Genomic DNA, 25418 nt, shown 5'->3' on the forward strand with positions numbered 1-25418 from the left:
TGTTTCAATTAAAATTAAGTTCTGGCGGCAGCCATGAGCATCGTATTGATACTGCGGGCAGATGTTTCAGCTAAACTTAAAAAAGATTATCATCTTTTTCTAAATATATGCACAGCCTTCGAATGCAATCGAGAACACCGCCGCCTTCCTGAACTGGAATTTTTATATTTCTAGTTTTATTTTGTTTTAAAATTTTGATTTTCAGTTGTGTAAAAATAGAATTTAGCTATTTCTGAAAAAAGGGGATAAATACCCTTTTTTTCAAAAAAATAAATCCCGTAAATTAATTCTACAGGATTTGATGTTATTGGAAAAATAGAAAATTGCTGTTATTTCAGGCTTTCAATGCCTTTAAGTGCGTAATCTTCATATCCAAAAATGGAATAATCGACAAACATATTGCCTGTAAGATCTGGCACGTCTTGGCGATCTCTAATTCCGTTAGGATAATCTAGTTTTTCGATAAACGAAGCAAGGAAATAGCCCACTTGGTCGTCTTTTTTATTTTTGGCTAAGTCCAAAATGATTCCAGTAACTAACTTAGAAAGTTCGACCACGGCTCCGCTGATCGGATTGCTTGTTTTGGCCAGAATTTCTATAGCTTTTGTGATTGTGCTAATGTTTGCATCTGTCAAAATTGATTTAATCAATCCTGCAGTGTCGCGAGTTTTTTTATCTAAATCAACGGCGATGATTTGCCAGCTGAAATCTTTCGGAATTTTATTTTCTTTGTAGACAATATAGCCTGTATCTCCAAAAGTGATTATACTTTTATCTTTTACTTTATTAATCGTCAAAAGGATTCGCGATTGAATGACTTTGGAAACTGCATCTTTGATGATTTCTTTTTTCCTGTTCTCGTCATTCGTTTCAAAAAATTCATTCAAATCCGGAAAACTATCATTTGACTGATTGATAAAACTCATAAACTGGATTTCACCTTTTCCAAGCAAATCTCCGTTTTTTATAATCCTCAATTTATTTAATCTTACATAAAACATTGTTCTTAGGTTTTGACTGCCTACTCGATTTAGGATTTTGGGCTGGCTCCTTGATTAGTGTATTGGGGTATTGTTAGTATTTTCGTATAAAAATCATTTCAAAAATATAAGTTTTTTTGTACTTATTCATGATGTAATTGTTTTATTTTCAGATGAATTCTGATGTGTTAAACGAAAAAAGCCCCGCAAGTTAACTTGCGGGGCTTTCGGAAAATTGTATCGATTAATTATTTAATCATCTCAAAACTTCTTTTTACAAAGGCAGTCAATGCTTCGCCTTTTAGTAGGTTTTGTGATAATTTAGCTAAGTCTAAAGCTTGTTTTACTAAATGTTCTTGGTGAACTTTATCTTCAGTATTTAAGATGTTAGAAGCTAGGTCAGAATTTGTATTTACAATCAAATTGTACATTTCTGGCATATTGCCCATTCCGAACATTCCGCCACCGCCTGTTTGGCTCATTTCTTTCATTCTTCGCATAAATTCTGGCTGCGTGATGATAAATGGAGCTGCTTGAGAATCCATAGCTTCAAGCTGTACGCTGTATGCTTTTGGAATATAAGCTTCCAAAGAAGTTTTTAAAGTTGCTTTTTCGTCGTCAGATAATTTCGAAATAGCATTTTCTTCTTTTTTGATTAAGTTATCGATGTGGTCAGAGTCAACGCGTACAAAAGTTACGTCTTTATTGTCGTTTTCGATTTTCTGAATTAAGTGCGAGATAATCGGAGAATCTAAAAGCAATACTTCGTAGTTTTTCTCTTTTGCTGCCTGAATGTAAGAATGCTGTGCATCTTTGTTTCCTGCATACAGAACCACGAGCTTACCGTCTTTATCTGTTTGGTTCTCTTTTAATTTTTCTTTTAATTCATCTAAAGTGAAATAAGTATCGTCTACAGTTGGATACAATACAAATGCTCCAGCTTTTTCGTAGAATTTCTCTTCAGAAAGCATTCCGTATTCTAAAACGATTTTAATATCGTTCCATTTTTGCTCAAAATCAGCACGATTTTCGTTGAATAATGCTTTTAGTTTGTCGGCTACTTTACGAGTAATGTAGTTCGATATTTTCTTAACCGCACCGTCAGCCTGTAATCCTGAACGAGAAACGTTCAACGGAATGTCTGGAGAATCGATTACACCTTTCAACATTGTCAAAAATTCAGGTACAATTCCTTCTACGTTATCCGTAACGTAAACTTGGTTTTGGTACAATTGAATTTTGTCTTTTTGAATCTGCATATCAGTTCCTAACTTAGGGAAATATAGAATTCCAGTCAAGTTGAACGGATAATCAACGTTTAAGTGAATGTTGAATAATGGCTCTTCAAACTGCATTGGATACAATTCTCTGTAGAAGTTTTTATAATCTTCATCAGATAATTCAGAAGGTTGTTTTGTCCAAGCTGGATTAGGATTGTTGATGATATTGTCAGTTTCAACAGTTTCATTAATATAATCTTCAGGAGCATCTTCTGGTTTTGGAAGTGTCTCTGTTCTGGTTCCGAATTTAATCGGAATTGGCATAAACTTGTTGTATTTGTTTAATAAGCCGCTGATTTTAGAATCTTCTAAAAATTCTAAAGAATCTTCTGCAATGTGAAGAATGATTTCTGTACCACGTGAAGTTTTGTCAGCTGGCTCCAAAGTAAACTCTGGACTTCCGTCGCAAGTCCAGTGTGCTGCCGGCTCGTCTTTGTATGATTTTGTAATGATTTCAACTTTCTCAGCCACCATAAATGCAGAGTAGAAACCAAGACCAAAATGTCCGATAATTCCAGAGTCTTTTGCAGAATCTTTGTATTTGTCCAAGAATTCCTCAGCACCAGAAAAAGCTACTTGATTGATGTATTTTTCTACTTCATCAGCAGTCATACCTAAACCTTGGTCAATGATGTGGATTTTTTTGCCTTCTTTGTCCACTTTGACCTCGATAATCGGGTTTCCGTATTCTACTTTCGCTTCACCGATGCTGATAAGATGTTTTAGTTTTAAAGTAGCATCAGTTCCATTAGAAACAAGCTCGCGCAAGAAAATTTCATGGTCGCTGTACAAGAACTTTTTAATTAAAGGAAAAATGTTTTCTACTGAAACATTAATTTTACCTGTTGCCATATTTTTTATTTTTTGAGTTTAACGTGATGATTTTCATTTAGTCAAATAAAATACCAATTTTTTGAAGGTGACAAAATGTCGGAAATGTTAATTTTGAAAGAAAATAAATAGATTGTAAAACGATAAATATAGGAACGAATCGTATATTTGTGGTACAATAATTGTTAAAAAGGCAAAATAATAATCTAATAAAAATTGTACAAATGAAGAAGAGTATTTTTATATGCATGATTGCCGCAATGTTTTTTGCGTGTAAATCTGCCTCATCGACAGCCTCAACAGAAACACCGCTTTCTAAAAAATTGGATAGACCAACTCAAGTAGCTATTAAAGGGAATTGGGTATTAACAAATGTAACATATGCTGGTTCTGATTACATCAAAGTAAACTCGTTTGATCTTGCAGATTCTAAATGTTTTATCGGAAGTTCATGGAGTTTTATTTCAAATAACAACAAAGGTACGATGACCTTGAACTCTCCAAACTGTACAGCATTTTCTTCTCCTATTGCTTGGAGTATTAACGATCAAGGGCTTTTTGTGCTTAAAATTGTTCAGGAAGGAACCAAAAGAAAAAATGTTAGAGATGGATACCTGCTTAAAGTTGCTGGTTTAACCGAGAGCTCTTTCCAGCTGATTGACAACATCAACGTTGGCGGACAGGTTAAAGATGTAACTTACCAATTTCAAAGAGCAAACTAATATTTAAAAAGAGAAAAAATGAGAAAGATAACTGTTTTAGGTTTAAGCGTTTTATTCGTAGTGACTGGTTTTTTTACTAGTTGTGATTCCGTAAAAAACGCAAATAATACACAAAAAGGAGCTGGAATTGGTGCTGTAGCTGGTGGTGTGATTGGAGCTGTTTTAGGTAATAATTTAGGAAAAGGTGGAAATGCCGCTTTAGGTGCTGCAATTGGAGCTGCCGTTGGTGGTGGTACCGGAGCACTTATTGGAAACAAAATGGATAAGCAAGCACGTGAAATTGATCAGGCTTTGCCGGGTGCTTCTGTAGAAAGAGTAGGTGAAGGAATTCACTTGACTTTGAATGAAAACGCAGTTCGTTTCGATACTAATAAATCTACACTTACTCCTCAGGCAAAAGCAAATCTAGATAAATTGGTTCCAGTTTTTAATGACTATGCGGATACTGATATTCAGATTTTTGGATATACTGATAGCACAGGAAAACCAGAATACAACTTGACGCTTTCTGGACAAAGAGCAGCTTCTGTACAGGCTTATTTAGTTTCTAAAGGATTAAAAGCAAGCCGTTTCAAAACTTCTGGTTTGGGAATTGCAGATCCAATTGCAACAAATGATACTCCAGAAGGAAGAGCACAAAACCGTCGTGTTGAATTTGCAATTACAGCAAACGACAAAATGGTTAATGATGCTAAAAACCAAGCAGGAAAATAATTTCCGACAAAATAAAAAATCAAAAAAGCTGTTTCATATTTGAAGCAGCTTTTTTTTGACTTTAGAACTTAAACATCGTAAATTTGACCTTTCTAATTACATCTCATGCTCGACATTCAAAATATCACTTTTTCGTATACCGAAAATCCTGTTATAAAAAACATTTCCTTTACTATTGAGAAAGGTCAGAATATTGCCATTATCGGTGAGAGCGGTTGCGGAAAAAGCACACTGCTAAAACTTATTTATGGTTTGTATGATTTGGATGAAGGAAAAATTTTTTATGAAGGAAAGCCTGTCTTAGGACCGAAGTTTAATTTGATTCCCGGAATGCCATACATGAAATATCTGGCGCAGGATTTTGATTTGTCTCCATATGAAACGGTGGCAGAGAATGTGGGTAAATTCCTTTCGAATGGTTTTGCCAATATGAAAAAACTACGCGTTCAGGAACTACTCGAAATGGTAGAAATGGAGCAGTTTGCAAATGTAAAAACTAAATTCTTAAGCGGAGGTCAGCAGCAGCGAGTAGCTTTAATTCGCGTTTTGGCTTTAGAACCCGAAGTAATTTTGCTTGACGAACCTTTCAGCCAGATTGATGCTTTCAGGAAAAATGCACTTCGCCGTAATTTGTTTCGTTATCTAAAGCAAAAAGGAATTACTTGTATCATTGCGACTCATGACAGTACAGACGCCTTGTCTTTTGCTGATCAGGCTATTGTGATGCGCAACGGAGAAGTAATGGTAAAAGACAATCCTAGCAAGATTTATGAAGACCCTCAGGTAAAATATGTCGCTTCGCTTTTTGGAGAAGTAAACGAGATTGCTACTCATTTGTTATTGCCTTATGAAGACGAAACACATAAAACATTAGTTTATCCACATCAATTTAAAATGGTTTCCGAGTCAAAACTTTTGGTAAAAATCAGAAGGACTTATTTTAGAGGCGGACATTATTTGATAGAAGCGGTTTATAAAAGGCAATTGATCTTTTTTGAAAGTGAAATTGATTTACCGCAGGAACAGGAAGTGTTTTTGGCTTTGAATTATCTATAAAAAATAAACCCGACAGAACAGCTGTCGGGTTTATTTTTAGAAACCAATTGAATATTAGTTTTTCAAATATTTCTCTAAGAACTGATCTTGTTCCCAAAGCAAGTGTAAGATGTTTTCTTTTGCCACATAACCATGAGATTCTTTCGGAAGAATAACCATTCGCGCAGGCGCTCCTAAACCTTTTAAAGCTTGGAAATAACGCTCTGTTTGCAAAGTAAAAGTTCCCGGATTATTGTCTGCTTCTCCATGAACCAATAAAATAGGTGTTTTCATTTTGTCGGCATTCATAAAAGGAGACATTGTGTTGTATACTTCTGGAACTTCCCAGTAATTTCTTTGTTCTGTCTGGAATCCGAATGGAGTCAAAGTTCTGTTGTAAGCACCGCTTCTTGCAATTCCGCAGGCAAAAAGATTAGAATGTGTCAATAAGTTTGCGGTCATAAAAGCTCCGTACGAATGTCCTCCAACAGCGACTTTTTTTCTGTTGATATACCCTAAAGCATCAACGGCATCTATTGCGGCTTCTGCATTGGCAACCAGCTGTGAAACAAAATTATCATTTGGTTCTGTAGTTCCTTCACCGATAATTGGAAAAGCTGCATCGTCTAAAACAACATAACCTTTGGTTACCCAATACACAAAAGATCCATAGTATGGAAATGTAAACTCATTTGAGTTTTGTGTAGATTGTCCTGCACTGTTTTTGTCTTTGTATTCAGCTGGATAAGCCCAGATTAAAAGCGGGAGTTTTTCTTTTTTAGTTTTGTCATAACCAGCCGGAAGATATAAAGTTCCAGAAAGTTCTACACCGTCTTTTCTTTTGTATTTGATTACCTCTTTGCTTACATTTTTAATGCTTTCAAAAGGATTTTTAAAAGCAGTAATTGGTGTTAAGCTATTTTTTTTGTGGATGTTTCTAAAATAGTAATTCGGATATTCGCTTTTTGACTGAATTTGAACAAGCACTTTTCCTGATTTTACATCGATTTCCAACAAATCTTCTTTTTTATCTTTATATGGAGAAGTGTAAAGTCTTTTATTTTGAAGCGTTTTTGTATTAAACTCGTCAATAAAAGGGAATTGTCCGTCTTTGGTATATCCTTCACCAATACGATAGGCATTGTCTTTTTCTAGAGATAATACACGTTTGTTGTATTCATTCTTTTTTGTTTCAAAATTACCTGGATCAGAATATACATCTTGAGCGTTTCGGTCTGTAATTACTTTTGGAGTCTGAGCTGGATTGGACGGATTTATCAAATACGTCTTAGTGTTACGGGTATCGTACCATTGATCTGAAAGAATGGCAATATTGTCGTTACCCCAAATAATATTATCAAAACGTTGCTGTGTTTTAGCAAACGAAACCGGATTTCCTGTAAAAGGAGCATCCCATAAAAATAATTCATCTCTATATTCGACTTTATTTGCTGGATCACCTTCGTCTAATGCCACAACATATGCTAACGATGCAGGTTTGTCGTTTCTCCATGTCATTTCTCTTTTTCCTTTGCGAACAGCCATAAAACCTTTTGGCATGATTTCGCTCAGTGGAACCTCGTTTACCGTTTTGATTTCTTTTCCTCTTATGTCGTAAACAACTGTTTTGGAAGGAAATCTATATAAGGGAACTACATAAGAAAAAGGTTTGTGAATGGTAGTCAGCATGATGTAATTTCCGTCTGGCGAAATTCTTTCACCAGAAAACATGGCAGCTTCTTTAAATAAAACGGCATTTCCGTTTAGGCTTACTTTGTACAATTCGGAAGTAATGATGTTTTCAAAATTAACTTCATCATTTTTGTTTTTAAGCATGTCTGGATACGTTCTGTTCTGAGATTTTTCTCCAGATGCATTAGAAATAATTGGTCCTGTTGGTAAATCTTTTTTAGAATCAAGCAGCGGTTTTCTATTTTTAGGAAGCATCTTCACCAAGATTGTTTCGTTGTCTGGTAACCAGCTAAACGGATTTCCAAGATTTGCATTTACAGTAGCTTCTGTCAATTTGGTTGCTTGCGCAGATGCTAGGTCCAAAACCCAAAGCTCAACTCCAGTCGCAGTGGTGTGCGAGAAAAGTATTTTTTTGTCGTTTGGAGACCAAGCGATATTGCTGATTTTCGGATTTGCAGGGAGACCAGCAACTTGTATGTCATTTGTACCGTTTACTTTTCGCACCTTGAGGTTGGTAGTATAAGTTACTGTACTCGAAATATTAGTAATCGGATTGATTCTTAAACCGGCAAGACGAAGTTCTTCCTGATTTAAATCGTCTAAGGTCTTGTAGGTATTGCGATACATTAAGAGTATATTTTCGTTTTTAGTATCCATAGATACCGTTGGCGCTCTTTCGTAATCGGCTAAATCCAAAATTGATTTGGAGGGTTTTTGGTATGTCAGATTTTCCTGCGCGATGGCGAAAAAACCAACATTCAGCAGTAAAAATAAAGTGACCTTTAATTTCATGGTTTGTTTTTTTTGGGATTAAAAAATGATGGTAATAATTGTTTGTCTAAGTACATTTAGACTTGTTACAATTTATAGCGCTAATTTAATTCTTTTTATGTTTTGGTGGGTTTATTTGTTTTTTTTGAATTTAAAAAGGCATAAATCATCTCATTATTAGAAGATAATAAATTGTCGATTACGAAAAAAATAGTAATTTGTACGCTTATGTTTTAAAGTATGCGTAAATTTGCAATCCAATTTTTTAATAAATAATAAAGAGTATGTATCATTCAAAAATAGCGGGCTTAGGATATTATGTTCCTTCAAATGTTGTGACTAATGATGATTTGTCTAAGATAATGGATACCAATGATGAATGGATTCAGGAAAGAACTGGAATTCAGGAAAGGAGACACATTATTCGTGGCGAAGATACCACAACGTCAATGGGAGTTAAAGCAGCTAAAATTGCTATAGAGCGTTCTGGAGTTGCCAAAGAAGATATTGATTTTGTTGTTTTTGCTACATTAAGTCCAGATTATTATTTCCCTGGTCCAGGTGTTTTAGTGCAGCGTGACCTTGGTTTAAGAACAGTTGGTGCTTTAGATGTTAGAAATCAATGTTCAGGATTTGTTTACGCAATTTCTGTTGCAGACCAATATATTAAAACCGGAATGTATAAAAATATTTTGGTTATAGGGTCAGAGGTACATTCGACAGGTTTGGATATGACCACACGCGGACGCGGTGTTTCTGTAATTTTTGGAGACGGTGCTGGAGCAGCTGTTTTGAGTCGTGAAGAAGATTTGACTAAAGGAATTTTATCCACGCATTTACATTCTGAAGGACAGCATGCCGAAGAATTGGCTTTGCAAGCGCCTGGAATGGGAGCAAGATGGGTAACTGATATTATTGCAGATAACGATCCGAACGACGAAAGTTATTATCCTTATATGAATGGACAATTTGTGTTTAAAAATGCAGTTGTTCGTTTTGCAGAAGTTATTAACGAAGGGTTGGAAGCAAACGGACTGCAGGTTTCAGATATCGATATGCTGATTCCGCATCAGGCAAATTTGAGAATTTCGCAGTTCATTCAGAATAAATTTAAACTTAGCGATGATCAGGTGCATAATAATATTCAGAAGTACGGAAATACAACTGCAGCCTCTATTCCGATTGCTTTGACAGAAGCTTGGGAAGAAGGAAAAATCAAATCTGGAGATACTGTTGTTTTGGCAGCTTTCGGAAGCGGATTTACTTGGGCAAGCGCCATCATCAAATGGTAAAATTTCATCTTAATTTTATATTAAAACCTGCTTAGATAATGAGCAGGTTTTTTATTTTTGGCAAGGAATAGTTTTTCGAAAACAAAAAATGAAAAAGAATCAACTCGAAATAGCGTGCTTTAATTACGACTCAGCTTTGATTGCGCAAGAAAATGGCGCTGACAGAATTGAACTTTGCGAAAACATGAAATTGGGCGGTACGACACCAAATTCTATTTTGGTCGTAAAAGTTCGCGAAAGCCTCAATATAAAAATGCATGTCATTATAAGGCCTCGTGGCGGTGATTTTGTTTATTCTGATGAAGAGCTCACAGAAATGAAACAAGACATCAAACAATATAAAAAATTGGGAGTAGATGGTTTTGTTTTCGGTATTTTAAAAGACAACGGAAAAGTAAATAAAAAACAAAATAAAGAGTTGGTCCATCTGGCGCATCCGCTTTCTTGTACATTCCATCGTGCTTTTGATGTGGTCAAGAATCCTGAAAAAGCAATTGAAGATTTAATCGAATCTGGTTTTAAGACGATTTTGACTTCTGGTCAGGGAGTTGATGTAACGGAAGGAATTTATGCTTTAGAAAGATTACAGCAACTGGCTGGCGACCGAATCGAAATTATGCCTGGTGGCGGTCTTCGGTCTTCAAATATTAAATTGATTTCAGAAAAGCTCGAACCTACTTTCTATCATTCATCAGCGATTACAAACGGAACTGAAACAGCAAATCCGGAAGAAATAAAAGAATTACGGAATTTTTTATAATTCACATCAATAAAAAAAGCCTGAAGTTGGCAAAAAACTTCAGGCTTTTTCTTTTCTACAAGTATGCTTAAAAATAAAATTAATTGCTAGAGTGGTTTAGAACATGCCTCCGCCACCTTTGTTAGTATTGTCATCTCTTTGTTTACGCTGTAATTTTTTGATTTTACTGCTTCCAAAGTTATAAGTTAATCCTAAATATACTGTTTGGCTTTCCCAGGTAAATTGCCCTGTTTGAGCATAAGGATATTGAGTGTCAAAAGCATATTTCATAGTGTTGAAAACATCATTAAAACGCACGCTAATGTTCATTTTGTTGTCTAACAAAGTGTAACGTGAACCGATGTCCATTTTGTACATATCGTGACTGTTGTTTTGAACCCCGTCAACAGCACCTCTGTAGAATCCGAAAAGTAAAAAGCTTAAACGTTTATTGGCTTTGAAGTTTGAGTTCAAACGTCCATTAAATGCAGCAACGGTTACTTTTCTATTTTCTGCGATAATTTGATTATTGCCTTCGTTAAATTTAGATACAACTCCTTCTTGATTTATACTAGAAAAATCAATAGATGGCTGAATATCCCACCATTTTGTAATTTTATAATTCAGCGATATTTCAAATCCGTAAGCGGTATTGTGGTCAAAGTTCGTATAAGACATAATTTGTTTGTTTCCGCTTGGATCTGTCTCGTCAGGATACAAAATTCTGCTGATTTGATCATTGATACTTCTTACAAAAACACCAGCTGTAAAACTTCCTTTTTCAAGAGTTTTAGTATAATTAACTTCTACAGAATTGGTGAACTGAGGTCTTAGATCTGGATTTCCTAAAGAAGTTACTAACGGAGTAGAAAACTCACGAATTGGTTTTGTCTGTCCTAAACTTGGGCGGTCTACACGACGGCTGTAGCTAAATTGTAAAGTGTTTTTTTCAGTTAAGTTGTAAGTCAAATAGGCAGAAGGATATAAAGTAAGATAATCATCATCATACATAATTTCACCACGATTTAAATTCGCCTGCATTTTGTAACTTTCAACACGAGCACCTAATTGATAACTGATTTTTTTGAATTTCTGTCCAAAAGTTACATATGCAGAATAGATATCAGTATCATAAGTATAATTAGAGACTAAGTTCTGCGTAGGATTTTGATCGTTTACTCGGTTATAGTCATTGTCGGTTCTTGTCAATCTTGCCTCAGCTCCGGCTTCAAGAGTGGTTTTTTCGTTTAGCGGATTAACATAGTCAATGTTTAAAGTGCTTAATTTTCTAGTATTGCTCAAGAAATCATTATAAATTTCAGAACTCGTAGCATTATTAGTCATTGTGATTTGATTATCAAAATTTGCATTTTGACTTTCTTTTGTGTAACTGTAGTTTCCTTCGAAATCTAAAGTGTGTCCTTCTTTTTTAAAGATATGTTTGTATGCCAAGTTATAAGTTCCCGTTTCATTAGGTCCTTGATATCTTGATTTTTGATACATATTAGTAATGTTGTCTGGAGAATTGATATAATCAATGTCGGTATTCACAATACCAGTTCCTGTTGATTTATTTTGATTCGTGTAGATAGACAAAGTATTGTGGTCGTCAATTAAATAATCCATACCAATTTTATATAAGTATGATTCATTGTCGTTAACAATATCTAATTTTTGAGTAACAGTTCTATCTGATCTTTCGATAAAACCATCATTAAAGTATTTCCCAGAGTTGTTTCCAGCGTTTCCAAAAAAGTTTACTTTTCCAGTTTTGTAGTTCAAATCTAAAGATTGGTTAAATTTAGCCGTTTCACCAAACGTAATTCCGCCACTGTAACTTCCATTAAAACCAGTATTCGCATTTTTGTGCAGAATAATGTTGATGATTCCAGACATTCCTTCAGGATTGTATTTTGCACTCGGATTGGTGATCAGCTCAATCTTTTTAATAGAAGTCGAAGGAATTTGTTTCAGCAATTGAGCTGGGTCGATATTAGACGGACGGCCATCAATTAATACACGAACATTATCATTTCCGCGAAGCGAAAGTTTACCATCTTGGTCTACATTCACAGACGGAATATTGTTCATAATATCCGATGCCGAAGCACCTGCAGTCGTAAGATCTTTTCCGACATTCACGACTTTTCTGTCGATTTTTTGTTCGATTGTCGAGCGTTCTGCTACAATGTTTACACCTTTTAATTGTGTCGCTTCTTCTTCAAGAGCAACATTAACTGAGGCTGTTTTTTTGTTTTCACTCAAAAGAACAGAACCAACGTATTTTCTAAATCCGATATATTGAATTTCGATAGTGTAGCTTTTTAAGGCAACATTTTTAAAAGAAAAATCTCCATTGTCGTCTGTGTTAACACCAGAAACTACTTTTCCATTTTCTTTTAGCGAAACCGTAGCGTAAGAGATTGGTGCGTTATTCGATTTTTCTGTAATTTTCCCACTGACCGTTCCTGTGTTCTGGGCTTGTGCTGTTGCGATTATACCTAGTAATGCAAACAGAAAGAATTTTAATTTCATGTTAGTTAATGATTATTTTGATTGATTGATGATGATGATTGTTAGCTTTGTTTTTTTTCTTTGTTTTTAACTTCAATAAAATTTGAAGTCCCTATTAAGACTCATTTACGGTAGATATGTTACAGTTAAAATTAAAAAAAGATTAAAATTTTTTCTGGAAGCCTGTTTTGTAAGACTTTATGCTTTTGGTTTTTTAGTAATTCTAATGCTTTGTAGAAGTCGTTTTTTATTAAATTCTAATTGTTTTGTGAAATTTAATATGTTTTTGATTTTCTCTAATTGATGAATAAGCACTATCTTTGCTCACTTTAAAATAAGTTTACATGTCATTACCGCAAATTCTTACACCTTCTATACAAAAAGCAATTCAGGCATTATTTGATGTTACTGTTGATAAAATTGAATTTCAGACTACCAGAAAAGAGTTTGAAGGAGATATTACAATGGTAATTTTCCCTTTGTTGAAAGTAGTCAAAAGCAATCCTGTCGAATTAGGAAATAAAATCGGAACTTATCTGGTTGAAAATGTTTCTGAAGTTGCCCGATTTAATGTAGTTTCAGGTTTTTTGAATATTGTAATTTCTGATGGTTATTATCTGAATTTCTTTAACGGAATAAAAGAAAATAAACAATTCGGATTTGTAGCACCGGATCCGGCAGAAAAAGCGGTGATGGTAGAATATTCTTCTCCAAACACTAACAAACCTTTGCATTTGGGGCACGTTCGTAACAATTTGTTAGGATATTCTGTTGCCGAAATTTTAAAGGCATCGGGCAAAAAAGTGTATAAAACACAAATCATAAATGATCGTGGTATTCATATTTGCAAATCTATGTTGGCGTGGGAAAAATTCGGAAACGGAGAAACTCCCGAAACTTCTGGATTGAAAGGTGATAAATTGGTTGGTAAATATTATGTTGAATTTGATAAAGCTTATAAATCTGAAATCAATAGTTTAATTCAGACCGGAAAAACCGAAGAAGAAGCGAAAAAACAAGCGCCAATTATTATTGAAGCGCAGGATATGCTTAAAAAATGGGAAGCTGGAGATGAGCAAGTAATTGAACTTTGGAAAAAAATGAACCAATGGGTTTATGATGGTTTTGCCACTACTTATACCAACCTTGGAGTTGATTTCGACAAATATTACTACGAAAGCAATACCTATTTATTAGGAAAAGATGTTGTTCAGGTGGGTCTTGACAAAGGGGTTTTCGAAAAAGATTCTGACGGTTCTGTATGGATTGATTTAACTGATGAAGGACTGGATCGCAAAATTGTTTTACGTTCTGACGGAACTGCGGTTTACATGACACAAGATATCGGGACTGCAATTCAGCGTGTAAAAGACATGCCAGATGTTGGCGGAATGGTTTATACTGTTGGAAATGAGCAAGACTATCATTTTAAAGTATTGTTCCTAATCTTAAAAAAACTTGGTTTTGATTGGGCTTCAAGTTTGTATCACTTATCATACGGAATGGTTGATTTGCCTTCAGGGAAAATGAAAAGCCGTGAAGGAACTGTCGTAGATGCTGATGATTTAATGCAGGATATGACCGATACGGCGCAAAAGATTTCAGAAGATTTAGGAAAATTGGACAGCTACAATGCTGAAGAAAAAGCCAAATTGTACAAAACAATTGGTCTTGGAGCTTTAAAATATTACATATTAAAAGTTGACCCAAAGAAACGAATCCTTTTTAATCCTGAAGAATCAGTTGATTTTGCGGGAAATACAGGGCCGTTTATTCAATATACTTATGCTAGAATTCAGTCAATCATAAGAAAAGCTGATTTTGATTTTTCGGCTCCGGCTGAAATCACAGAATTGCATGAAAAGGAAAAAGAATTGGTTAAGCAGATTGAACTTTTTCCAGAGGTAATTCAGAATGCAGCACAGAATCATAGCCCAGCATTAATTGCTAATTATACTTATGATTTGGTAAAAGAGTATAATTCATTTTATCAGTCAGTACATATTTTAGGAGAAGTAGATTTAACAAAAAAAATATTTAGAGTACAGCTTTCACAAAAAGTAGCTGAAGTAATAAAAGGTGCATTTAACCTTCTTGGAATTGAAGTTCCAGAAAGAATGTAATTTTGTACATTATAAATAATAGGAGAGCTGATAATTGACTTAATTATCGGCTCTTTTTTATAAATATACTAATTATTGATAATTTATTTGAAGAAGATAGGATGAGGTTGGGAACTGAGTCAGTTTTAGTATAAAGACATAAAATAAAATTTGCAGTTATGGTTTTTATATTTATGTTTACGGTAAGAAAATTATTAATCATGACATCTTTTAATCTTTTGATTATTAGGTGTTTAATTGGTTTTTACTGTGAACAATAATCGAGAAAGCCGAAAATCGTGAGAGTAGGCACAATTTTAAACCCAAAAATAATGATGAAAAAAACTTTACTACTTATTATGCTATTTTTTGCATTTACGGCAACAAAAGCACAAGATTTAATTGCCCCTTCTTATGGATTTTCTCACAGTAAAACAGCTTACATTACATTGGCAGATGGAACTGAACTTAGCGGTACTATCAGAGATATTGATAGAGACAAAGGATTAATTGAATTTATTAAATTACAAGACGCAGCTGGAAAAAAACACAAATTGAAACCAGAAGATATTAAGTACATGTATTTACCACCAAGCGGACTTGATAATCTAGGAAAAAAATTAGACTTTATCTCTGATTTTAAACAATGGAACGATGACAAATTGAACCAAGAATATATTAAAGAAGGTTATGCATATTTTGAAACTGCTGAAGTTAAAATTAAGAAAAAAACTTCAAAATTATTAATGCAGTTATTGAACCCTGCATTCAGTAAAGAATTTAAAATATATTGTGATCCTTACGCAAAAGAAACTGCTTCTTTAGGAGTTGGAGGAGTAAAATTCGTTGGGGGTGATGCTAAATCATATTATGTGGCTAAAAAGAATGCACCAGCGTTTTTATTGAAGAAAAAAGAATACAAAAAAGAATTTCCAACATTGTGGGAAGGATGTGATCAATTGATTTCATCAACTCCAGAACCGAAATGGACAGATTTAACAAAGCATGCGATTACTTTTTCTGAATGTGCAGAATCTAAATAATTGCATCTAGTTAGAATTTTCTAATTAAAATGTAAGAGCCGATAGTTCCATACTATCGGCTTTTTGTTTTTACAATTACCCCTAAAAAACAATAAGTATTAAAATAAGACATATTTTAGAATGGGTTGTTCTTTTTTGTAGGAAAGTACGTTTGTTTTATTTATGTTTGTCTAAGAATTCTGAAAACAATATACCACCTATTATATTGTAAAGTTTATTTCCTCTTATATAATTTAAGAGCTCTTCTTACAAGCTATAGATTTCCAAAGTTTAGTTTCAAACTTGCTCATTACCAACGAAAAATATCTTCCTTATATTTATTTTTATCTATTTTGAATTAGTAAGCTTTTAGTAAAAGTAATAAAGGATCCAACCGTCTAAAATTTTTTAGACGGTTTTTTTATTTCGATTCTTCGAAGATTTCGTTTTAATGTAAGAAATGGTTTTATATCGCTTATCTTTTTATTATTTGAAGGTTTTTAGCTTCAAATAATTATTAAATTTATTTTTAAATAAAATAAATACTACATTTTTAAAAGTTAAATAAATGTAAATTCTTGTTAAAAAAAATATAATTCTTTAAGTTCGCTTCAAATTTAAATCTCAAAATATGAAACTAAAACTAAAAAGAATTGCGTTTTTGTTATTTGCATTGAGTATGCAGGTAATATTCGCACAAGAGAGAACAGTTTCTGGTAGAGTTTCTGATAATGCAGGAATGCCTCTTCCGGGTGTAAGTGTATTACTGAAAGGAACAAAAACAGGAACCCAGACAGATTTTGATGGGAAATACTCCATTAAAGCATCATCATCTCAGACTTTGGTATTCAGTTATCTGGGCGTGAAAACGCAGGAAATTACAGCTCAGTCAACGACAATCAATGTTAAAATGGCAGGAGATGCGCAAGAATTAGAAGGCGTGGTGGTTACGACTGCTATGGGAATTAAAAGAGAGAAGAAATCTTTAGGTTACGCCTCTCAACAGATTGACGGAAAAGATTTAAATGGTGGTGCAGGAAATACTAATATTTCCAATCTACTTTCCGGAAAAGCTGCAGGTGTCGAGGTATCTAGAAACACAAATTTTGGTGGCTCTACAAATGTTGTTATTCGAGGTAACAAATCTTTGACAGGAAATAACCAGGCTCTTTGGGTGGTTGATGGTGTGCCGATAGACAATACAAATTCAAACACAGCAACTCAAATGACAGGAAGTGGTGGTTATGATTACGGTAACACAATTTCTGATATCAATCAGGAAGATATTGAGAGTATCAATATTCTTAAAGGAGCTGCTGCTACAGCGCTTTATGGTTCAAGAGCAAGTAACGGAGTAGTAATGGTAACAACAAAAAAAGGTAAAAACAAGGATAATAAAATTGGTTTTACTTTTTCTAGTGGGGTAAATATTGGTAAAGTTGATAAATCTACTTTTGCTGAATACCAAGATAAATATGGATCAGGATATGGATTTGGAAGCTCGTTTTTAGGGACAGGTTCTCCAGATACAGTAGATACATCGAATGATGCTTCTTACGGAGATCCTTTCGACGGCCAACCAGTTTATCAATGGGATGCTTTTACTCCTTATTCTCCAAATTACGGAAAAGCAACTCCTTGGGTAGCGGCAAAAAATGGACCGATAACATTTTTTAATACTGCTAAGACTTTTACGAACAGTATTGCATTAGAAAAATCTACAGAAAGATCTAGTCTGTCTATGTCTTATATTAATATAGATCAGACTGGGATTTTGCCGAACAGCGAACTGAAAAAAAATCAGTTAAGCGCAAGATTCAGCCAAAAAATAACAGACAAATTAACGGCTAATGCTTATGCAGCTGTTACTTTACAAAATACGGTCGGTCGTAACTCAACGGGTTACAATGACAATATTATGGGAACTTTTAGACAATGGTGGCAGACCAACACCGATATTAAGTCTTTAAAACAAGTTTACAATTCTTCTGGAGGGCAAAACATAACGTGGAACTGGTCTGACCCGACAACTCCTGAAGGAATCACTCCAATATATTGGGATAATCCTTATTTTACACGTTATCAAAATTACTCTTCAGATAAAAGAACTCGTTTGTTTAGTTATGCATCGCTTAATTACGAAATTACCAGTTGGATGAGTGCATTAGGAAGGGTTTCTTTAGATACTTATAAGGAATTGCAGGAAGAGAGAAGAGCGGTAGGTTCAATTCCAGCCGGATTTGGATTGTCTCCCGTGGATGAGCCATCAGGTTATCAAAGATACGATATCAATTATCAAGAAATCAATTATGATTTGATGTTGAATTTCAATAAAAAAATAGGGGATCACGTAAGCTTAAATGGAGTTCTAGGAAGTAATATTAGAAGAACGGACAAGGATAATGTTCTTGCATCAACTATTGGAGGATTGGTTACGCCAGGTATCTATGCTTTGTCTAATTCTCGTTTTGAGTTGCCTTTCCCGATAGAGCAGAAGGTAAAATCTCAGGTAAATGGTATTTATGCTCAAGGATCGGTTGGTCTTTTTGATACTTATTTCATAGATGCATCTATTAGAAGAGATGTTTCTTCGACACTTCCAAAAGGAAATAATTCTTATGTGTATCCAGCGATTTCGGGTTCAATATTGTTTTCTAATCTGTTGCAAAAAGATTGGTTAAATCTTGGGAAGTTTAGAATGAATTATGCCGAAGTAGGGAATGATGCACCAGCTCTTAGTTTAGTTAATACGTATAGAAGAAGTGCAAACTTTTTAGGTCAGCCAGTTTATTCTGTTCCAAACACCAACAATAACCCGAACCTAAAACCAGAAAGAACTAAGTCGTTTGAAGTAGGTTTGGAAACAAGTTTTTTTAATAAGCGTTTAGGTTTTGATGCAACCTATTACAGAACAAATTCTGTTGATCAGATTGTGGCTGCTGCTGTTTCTTCGGCATCTATGGCGACCAATGCTTTTGTAAATGGAGGTGATATCTTGAATAGAGGTATTGAATTGCAGTTAACAGGAACCCCGATTAAAACAAATGATTTTAGCTGGGACATTACAATCAACTGGTCTAATAATAAAAGTAAAGTGGTTTCGCTTCCAGAAGGTGCAGATAATTTACAGTTAGGGAGTTTTCAAGGAGGAGTTACGGTTAATGCCACTCCGGGAGAGCCATATGGCACTCTGAAAGGAACAGATTATGTTTATACAAATGGGCAACGAACTGTGGACCAAGCTACAGGAAGATATATGATTACTACTTCTGCAACAAACAGCATCGGAAATGTAACACCAGACTGGATTGGGGGAGTGAGAAATAAATTCTCGTACAAAAATGTTTCTTTAAGTTTCTTAATCGATACACAACAGGGCGGAGATGTTTTCTCTTTAGACATGTATTATGGTCTTGCCACAGGTTTGTATCCAGAAACAGCTGTAGGCGATATACGTGAAAAAGGTATCTTAAATAAAGGAGTAGCGCCAGACGGAAGTGCTAATACTATGATTGTTAAAAACCCTGGTACCTTCTCTAACAATTACGGTTATACAGCAGAACCAAACAAAGCATTTATTTACGATGCTTCATATGTTAAATTAAGAGAAGTGTCTGTTACCTATAATTTCCCTAAACATTTGTTTGAAGGAACTTTCATAAATAGTGCTGCATTTAGTCTTTTAGGTTCAAACTTGTGGATCATAAGTAAAAATCTTCCATATGCCGACCCAGAAAGTGGTTTGTCATCAGGAAATAGCTCTAGAGGATATTCGATTGGTTCACTGCCAACAACGAGAGATATCGGCTTCAACTTAACATTTAAATTCTAATATAGATCAAAATGAAAATGAAAAAAATAATATATGCTATCGGACTTCTTGTTCTTACAGCTTCTTGTGATGATGATGCGCTTACAAATTTGAATTTGGATGAAAAAAATCCATCAACGGTTCCAGCATCTTCATTGTTTACAAGTGCTGAAAAGACGTTAACAGATCAAATGGTAAATTCTAATGTAAATAGAAACGTTTTCAGACTTGCTAACCAGCAATGGACAGAGACTACTTATTTGGACGAATCAATTTATAATTGGACTTCGAGAAAAATTTCAGAAAGACATTGGGATGCTTTATATGCGGGACCTTTAGCGGATTTAGCAATAGCGAAGAAAAATTTAGAGAGTTCTGAAATTTTATCCAGTGACCCTGAATTCAAAGAAAAAACTACTATTAAGAAAAACCAGTTGGCTTTGATAGATATTCTAATGGTTTACACCTTTCAAGTATTAGTTGATACTTTTGGAGATGTTCCTTATTCTGAAGCCTTAAAAGGATCTGGAGACTATATGCCAAAATACGATAAAGCTATTGATATTTATAAAGATTTGATTGTACGTTTGGACAAAGATTTAGAAAGAATTGATTCTAGTAGTAGTGCTTTTGGAAGCGCCGATGTTATCTACAATGATGATCTCGAGGCGTGGATAAAATTTGCAAATAGTATAAAATTGAAACTGGGAATCAATTTAAAAGCTTCGGGATTAGAAACCACAGTTGCAGATGCTGCAATTAAAGCGGCTGCATCTCATGCATTTACTTCTAATAGTGATAATGCAAAGTTGAGATATATGGCAGATCTTCCAAATACAAATCCGATCTATGTTGACTTAGTGTTTTCTGGCAGACACGACTTTGTTCCTGCTTCTACATTTGTGGATGCTGTCGTGGCAAAGAATGACCCAAGAGTAAAAGCCTATTTTGCTCAAAATCTTGTAGACGCGTCTGGAAATCCAGCACCTTATAAAGGAGGTGTAGTTGGAACTAAGAATTCATACGGAAAATATACGCACGTAAGTGATGCAATTCAAGAACCAGACTTTAAGGGAACTCTTTTGGATTATTCTGAGGTTGAATTTTTATTAGCAGAAGCTGCCGCACGAGGTGTTGCTGTAAGCGGTTCTGTAGAATCACATTATGTTAAGGCAATTAGAGCTTCTATGGACGATTGGGGAATTTCTGTATCTGATGCAGATACGTATTTGGCGCAGACAAGCGTTGCGTACACAACAGCGACAGGAACTTGGAAACAAAAAATCGGAGAACAGTCTTGGTATGCAAAATACAACAGAGGTTTTGAAGGATGGACATCTACAAGAAGATTAAATTTTCCAATGCTGACAGCTCCGTCTAACGCTGATCCGGCAGCAGAAGGTCAAGTTCCTTCGAGAATGGCGTATCCAATTAGAGAACAGACCTTAAATGCGGTTAATTATCAAGCAGCATCAGCTGCAATTGGAGGAGATAAATTAAAAACCAAAATATTTTGGGATATTGACTAATTAAAACCCAAAAAAGGCCGGTAATTTTAAAATTACCGGCCTTTTTCAACTAATACAAAAATATTATTTAACAAATTTGTCAATGATTTTGTCAGTTTCTGCTTTAGCAGTATCTGGTTTTAAATCAAACAATAGAGAGTAAAGAGCTTTTTTCTCTACTTTAGCTTCTAAGTTTAAGTCCTGATGTCTGTCAAAAAGGGTTTGCCATTTGTCACGAACATTTTTCCAAAGTACATTATTTGCAACCCACCATTTTTGAGCAGCCTGACATTTAATGTCTGGTACTTTAGTGTAAACATCAAATCCTTTTTCTTGCGCTAATAATACATCTTTTCCAGCGCCATCACGAACAAGTTTGTCGTTATCCTGCTCATGATTCCAACCTGTTGCAGTAATTTCGTGAATGTTTCTTCTTTTTAAAACATTATAATCGTTACGTTTTGTTTGCTCTCTTCTAGGTAGCGGTGCATCTGCAGTGTTAGCCCAGTAATCTTTTCCGTCAACGTGTACCCAAGTTGCAGTTCCCTCGTATCTAGGACTGTCGTCTACCTGATATACTTTTTGTGTCCATTGCCCTTTTACGGCTTTCTTGTCAAGCTTTTTGTATTTCCAAGAATTTCCTTTATCGAAAGAATATAAGTCTGTGTTTTCGTATAACCAATCTTGTCTCCAGTGTTTGATGATCATATCGTCACTTACAATTAATAAGTGCTGCATTACGATTTTATTTGGAGTGTCTTCTAACAACTGAACCCATTCTAAAGCAGATTCATGTTTTGTCTCAGATGGTTTGTAAGTAAGAGAATCTTTTGGGTATGAGAATGTTTCAGTAAAATTAAATTTCACTTCATAACAACCGCACATAGATTTTATAGATTTTATGTCTTGTTGTTTTTTGTCCTGACTAAAACCAAGACCACATGTTAAAGCCATAGCGGCCGATAAAAAGAGGCTTTTTGAAATCATAACTTATTCTTTTGTTTTAAATTTTTTGCAAATATATAAATTTAATTTAGAATAATTAAAAATAGTTATATATTTGCAGCTGTTATTAAGACTGAATAAAAATAATGAAAATAAAAATTACCCTTTTTGCTGGATTTCTTTTTTGTATTAATGCGTATTCGCAGCAAAAAGACACTATCAAGTCATCAGAAAAATTATCAGAGGTTGTTGTAACGGGACAATTTGAACCGCAATCGATAAAAAAATCTGTTTTTAATGTACGTGTGATTTCAAATCAGGATATACAAAACTTAGCAGCAAATAATTTGTCTGATGTATTAAATCAGTATTTAAATATCACTGTAAGACCAAGTGGAACAAGTGGTAGATCGACAGTTTCATTGTTTGGTTTAGATGCGCAGTATTTTAAGATTTTGGTAGATAACATTCCATTAGTAAATGAAGGAGGTGTCGGAAATAACACAGATTTGTCTCAAATAAACCTTAACGATATTGATCATATAGAAATTGTGGAAGGCTCAATGGGGGTTTCTTATGGAGCAAACGCTGTCAGTGGAGTTTTAAATATTATAACAAAGAAATCCTCCAAGTATAAATGGAATATTCATGCTTCTGTTCAGGAAGAAACTGTTAGTAATGAATATGCTTTATTTGATAAAGGCCGTCATATACAATCTTTAAGAGCTTCGCATACTTTCAGCAAAAATTGGTTTGTAAGTGCGGGGATTAACAGAAATGAGTTTCAAGGATATTTAGGCGATAGAAAAGGAAAAAATTATCTTGAAAATGACAAAACGAGAGGTTATACTTGGCTTCCGAAAGAACAATTAAATGGGAATGCTTTGATATCATATCAGAAAGATAGGTTTCGCATTTTTTATAAGTTCGAATTTTTAGACGAAAATGTTGATTATTACAACACTACAGTTCAGTCTACTTTTAGTCCTACATTGGGAGCTTATCGCTATAGTGAAGATATGAGATATTATACCAATAGGTATTTTCATAATCTAAACGCGACAGGTGAAATATTTTCACAATTAAATTACAATATTTCTGTTTCTCATCAGAAACAGCAACGTGAAATAGAAGATTTCAGATATTACTTGTTTACAAAAACAGAAGGACTTAATGTCACTGCTAAAGATCAATCGATGGAAGTTCTTTCTTCTACAGGAACCTTGAACAATTTCTTTTCTGATAAAACAGTTGATTTACAAATTGGATATGATTTTGTAAATAATCAAGGTTTTGCCCTTGTACAGGAAGCGAATAATTTGTTTGTTCCTGTTCGTAAAAGACTTGAAAATTATGATTTTTTTGCTTCTTCAGAAATTATGGCAACCAATCGATTTTCTATAAAGCCGGGATTGCGCTTTTCTGCACAATCTAAATTTAAAAATCAATATGCTTCTTCAGTTGGTTTAAGATATTTATTTGATAAAGGGCTGGAGCTTAGAGGTTCTTACGGAAACGGATTTAGAACTCCAAATTTCTCTGAGTTGTATTCAAAGCAAATTTTTGACGGACATTTCTTTACAGGAAATGAAAACTTAATTCCTGAAACCAGTACTTCTTACGAAGCGAGTATTAAAAAATTTACTGTTTTTTCTTCGGGATGGCAATTGTCAAACACTATAGCAGGAAGTTTTTTAAATGTTGACGACAGAATTGATATGGCTTTTGTGCGCAATAACCCTGATACGGGAACGCCGGAATACCAATACATAAACATTAGTAAATATCAAATGTGGAATTTTTCTACGATGAACCAAATTATAAAAGACAATCTTACAATTAATGTAGGAGCAGCTTTAATAGGTATTTCACAATTGGTAGACAATAATAAATTTACTTCAAACGATCAGTTTCTTTATTCATTTAATCTTAATGCAAGTTTCTCATATAATATAACAAAATGGAAAACAATTGTTTCGGGATACTATAAATACAATGGAAAAAGCAGACAATTTATAGAATCTGGTTCTGAATATGCTTTGTCTGAAATTGATCCAAGCAATTGGTTTGATGCTTCTATTAGAAAAAATTTCTTTAAAGACCAGTTTGAAGTAACTCTTGGAGCAAGAAACATTTTTGATGTAACTAATGTGAATCAAACCAGAACAAGTGAAGGAGCACATTCATCAGGATCCAACGTAATGCTGGCTTATGGACGTTCTTACTTTTTAAAATTAGCGTATAACCTTAATCTTTAATATTAAAATAAATAAAATGAAAAAATTATTATTACTATCATTCGCGTTTTTATCCCTTACTGCTTGCTCAAGCGATGATGATACACCTGAAGTTGAAATCCCAACTGTTGGAGCTGTTTTACAGCCAACTGTTGGAGGTCCAAATCAGCCTAATCAGGTTTACCTTGATTTGAGTACAGAAGAATCTAAATCAATCAACAGAAGTTCTTGGGATTTTGGTTTTTCATCTAGTTCAGACTTTAGAGTGGTAATTAACGGATCTCTTAAGATGGCCATAAAAAAATTAGCTACGTCTGATATTACCGTATCTCAGGAAATTGACAATACTGTAAATGTTGGTTTTGATACTGCAGCTTCTTTAGGATATGTAGATAATCCAACTGGTATTTTAGCTGGTGCTGGTGCAGGAGTAGGAACAGCAATTGCAGAAATTTCTGCTACAGATGCAGATAACAAAGTTTATTTAGTAAACCTTGGATTTGACATTTCTACAACTAAACCTTCAACAGGATCTGCTAGTGTAGACGGAACGGCAAGAGGGTGGAAAAAAGTAAGAATTTTAAGAAGTGGAAATGGGTACAAAATTCAGTACGCAGATTTAACTTCTGCAACTTTTACAGAAAAGACAGTTTCTAAAGACGCTGCTTATAACTTTACATTTTTCAGCTTAACTACAGGAAATACAGTTTCTGTTGAGCCTGAAAAAGCAAAATGGGATTTGAATTTTACAACATTTACAAACTACACTCCTTATCAAGGACAGGATGTAACTTACGGATATGCTGATTTTATTACTACAAACGTAAAAGCAGGAACTCAAGTATATCAAGTATTAGTGGCTGATGGAGTATCATACGCTGATTTTACAAAAGCAAAAATTGTTGAAACTAACTTTACAACTTCTTCAACTGATCAGAGAATTATTGGAGCTAACTGGAGAAATGGTGGTGGACCAGGTACTTTACCAAGTATCAGAACAGATCGTTTTTATGTAGTAAAAGATGTTGCAGGAAACTACTATAAAGTTAAATTCCTTGCATTGACAAATGATGCAGGAGAAAGAGGTTATCCTTCATTGGAATATGCTATCTTAAAATAAAAAAATAACAACCTTAAATAATTGTAGTTGAAGGTTGTTTTTAAATAAAAACATCAAAAAGTTAGTTAATCATTAGCTTTGTTTTTTTTATTTTTTTTTGATA

16 protein-coding genes are annotated in these 25418 nt (G+C 34.3%); 11 read left to right on the forward strand and 5 right to left on the reverse strand.

Features of this window, described 5'->3' with window-relative positions; all coding sequences use genetic code 11:
- Positions 1–329 precede the first annotated feature (329 nt).
- A complete protein-coding gene (locus ACFFLS_RS02420) occupies positions 330–1001 on the reverse strand; it encodes a hypothetical protein (RefSeq protein WP_379683425.1) in 672 nt (223 codons plus the stop codon).
- Positions 1002–1228: 227 nt separating this feature from the next.
- Positions 1229–3112 carry a molecular chaperone HtpG gene (htpG, locus tag ACFFLS_RS02425; RefSeq protein WP_379683424.1) on the reverse strand — a complete coding sequence of 628 codons (1884 nt, stop codon included), beginning with the start codon at positions 3110–3112 and terminating at the stop codon, positions 1229–1231.
- A gap of 203 nt (positions 3113–3315) precedes the next feature.
- Here htpG and ACFFLS_RS02430 point away from each other — a divergent pair, with 203 nt between their 5' ends.
- The 3 genes from ACFFLS_RS02430 (at position 3316) to ACFFLS_RS02440 (ending at position 5583) form a co-directional block, all read left to right on the forward strand.
- The gene (locus ACFFLS_RS02430) at positions 3316–3813 is read left to right on the forward strand and encodes a lipocalin family protein (protein ID WP_379683423.1); all 498 of its coding nucleotides are present in this window, start codon (positions 3316–3318) and stop codon (positions 3811–3813) included.
- 18 nt (positions 3814–3831) lie between these two features.
- Positions 3832–4527: a YiaD family glycine zipper/OmpA-like lipoprotein gene (locus ACFFLS_RS02435; RefSeq protein ID WP_379683422.1), complete on the forward strand. Its 696-nt coding sequence runs from the start codon at positions 3832–3834 to the stop codon at positions 4525–4527.
- Positions 4528–4632: 105 nt separating this feature from the next.
- Positions 4633–5583, forward strand: a complete 951-nt coding sequence (locus tag ACFFLS_RS02440) for an ABC transporter ATP-binding protein (RefSeq protein ID WP_379683421.1) — start codon at positions 4633–4635, stop codon at positions 5581–5583.
- 54 nt (positions 5584–5637) lie between these two features.
- On the opposite strand, the gene ACFFLS_RS02445 is transcribed toward ACFFLS_RS02440, so the two are convergent.
- Positions 5638–8046 (reverse strand): S9 family peptidase, encoded by a 2409-nt coding sequence (locus tag ACFFLS_RS02445; protein ID WP_379683420.1) that lies wholly within the window; start codon positions 8044–8046, stop codon positions 5638–5640.
- A gap of 263 nt (positions 8047–8309) precedes the next feature.
- On the opposite strand from ACFFLS_RS02445, the gene ACFFLS_RS02450 reads away from it, so the two are divergent.
- Both ACFFLS_RS02450 and ACFFLS_RS02455 read left to right on the forward strand, forming a co-directional pair.
- Positions 8310–9317, forward strand: coding sequence for a 3-oxoacyl-ACP synthase III family protein (locus tag ACFFLS_RS02450; RefSeq protein ID WP_379683419.1), 1008 nt, complete (start codon positions 8310–8312; stop codon positions 9315–9317).
- Positions 9318–9405: 88 nt separating this feature from the next.
- Entirely contained in the window at positions 9406–10077 is a 672-nt protein-coding gene (locus ACFFLS_RS02455) for a copper homeostasis protein CutC (protein ID WP_379683418.1), read from the forward strand.
- Between the two features lie 96 nt (positions 10078–10173).
- Here ACFFLS_RS02455 and ACFFLS_RS02460 read toward each other — a convergent pair whose 3' ends face one another.
- On the reverse strand, positions 10174–12591 hold the full coding sequence (locus ACFFLS_RS02460) for a TonB-dependent receptor (protein WP_379683417.1): 2418 nt from the start codon (positions 12589–12591) through the stop codon (positions 10174–10176).
- A 323-nt stretch (positions 12592–12914) separates the two neighbouring features.
- Between ACFFLS_RS02460 and argS the strand changes: the two genes are divergently transcribed.
- From argS to ACFFLS_RS02480, 4 genes are all read left to right on the forward strand, one after another.
- Positions 12915–14693 carry an arginine--tRNA ligase gene (gene argS / locus ACFFLS_RS02465; protein WP_379683416.1) on the forward strand — a complete coding sequence of 593 codons (1779 nt, stop codon included), beginning with the start codon at positions 12915–12917 and terminating at the stop codon, positions 14691–14693.
- Positions 14694–15004: 311 nt separating this feature from the next.
- The gene (locus ACFFLS_RS02470) at positions 15005–15715 is read left to right on the forward strand and encodes a hypothetical protein (RefSeq protein WP_379689120.1); all 711 of its coding nucleotides are present in this window, start codon (positions 15005–15007) and stop codon (positions 15713–15715) included.
- Between the two features lie 610 nt (positions 15716–16325).
- Positions 16326–19526, forward strand: coding sequence for a SusC/RagA family TonB-linked outer membrane protein (locus ACFFLS_RS02475; RefSeq protein WP_379689122.1), 3201 nt, complete (start codon positions 16326–16328; stop codon positions 19524–19526).
- Positions 19527–19543: 17 nt separating this feature from the next.
- Positions 19544–21034, forward strand: coding sequence for a SusD/RagB family nutrient-binding outer membrane lipoprotein (locus ACFFLS_RS02480; RefSeq protein ID WP_379689124.1), 1491 nt, complete (start codon positions 19544–19546; stop codon positions 21032–21034).
- A gap of 63 nt (positions 21035–21097) precedes the next feature.
- Here the strand turns inward: ACFFLS_RS02480 and ACFFLS_RS02485 are convergent, their stop codons facing one another.
- Positions 21098–22000: a DUF6607 family protein gene (locus ACFFLS_RS02485; protein ID WP_379689127.1), complete on the reverse strand. Its 903-nt coding sequence runs from the start codon at positions 21998–22000 to the stop codon at positions 21098–21100.
- Positions 22001–22104: 104 nt separating this feature from the next.
- Between ACFFLS_RS02485 and ACFFLS_RS02490 the strand changes: the two genes are divergently transcribed.
- Positions 22105–24216 carry a TonB-dependent receptor plug domain-containing protein gene (locus ACFFLS_RS02490; protein ID WP_379689130.1) on the forward strand — a complete coding sequence of 704 codons (2112 nt, stop codon included), beginning with the start codon at positions 22105–22107 and terminating at the stop codon, positions 24214–24216.
- A 16-nt stretch (positions 24217–24232) separates the two neighbouring features.
- Positions 24233–25315, forward strand: a complete 1083-nt coding sequence (locus tag ACFFLS_RS02495) for an HmuY family protein (RefSeq protein WP_379683403.1) — start codon at positions 24233–24235, stop codon at positions 25313–25315.
- Positions 25316–25418 lie beyond the last annotated feature (103 nt).

Source organism: Flavobacterium procerum, assembly GCF_042431625.1.
GTDB lineage: Bacteria > Bacteroidota > Bacteroidia > Flavobacteriales > Flavobacteriaceae > Flavobacterium > Flavobacterium procerum.